The 631-nt window shown below is 54.5% G+C and carries 1 protein-coding gene; it reads left to right on the top strand.

The features are described from left to right. Positions 1-631, top strand: a 631-nt coding sequence (locus ACO0LN_RS30270; protein WP_422980467.1) for a hypothetical protein, incomplete at both ends; no start/stop codon positions are given.

The following is a 631-nucleotide window of genomic DNA, read 5'->3' as shown; positions in this document are numbered from 1 at the left end:
ACGCTGACCACTACAGGCAACGTCGAAGTAACATCCGATACCAGCTTTACGTTTACTTTGGCTGGCGCGGATATCGCGGCCGTGGATGGCCTTCTCAATAAAAACGGCACGTCTTCCGCCAGCAGTTCCACCACCTATAACCTGGCCGCAGCCGACGACTGGAATAGCGTCATCACTAGCGGCAATATCGCTGACCTGACAGGCAATGGCATCACCGTATCGAACGCCGCACCAAGTATTTTAAGTTCCACCTACGACGCAGCAACCGGCATCCTGAGCGTCTCCGCCGTCAACATCGTCGGTGGTGACACCATTGATGTCACTAAACTGTCCATCACAGGTCAGGCTGGTTCTTACACATTAACCACCGCCAACGTCACCGCCAGCAGTTCAACTGCTTTTGCAGTGACCCTGAACGCTGCCGACAAACTGGCCATCAACGGCATCTTGAACAACAACGGCACCACCGCCGTTGATACCACCACCTTCAACCTGGCCGCTGCCGCATCCTGGGATCAGACAACGACCTCCAGTGCCGACCTGACTGCCAATGGCGTGACAGTATCGAATGTCACTGCACCAACGATTACGTCCGCAACTTATGATGGTACGACACATGTCTTCACCATCA

The organism is Undibacterium sp. TC9W (assembly GCF_049339865.1).
Classification (GTDB): Bacteria; Pseudomonadota; Gammaproteobacteria; order Burkholderiales; family Burkholderiaceae_D; genus Undibacterium.
This window is presented reverse-complemented; position numbering and strand designations above follow the sequence as displayed.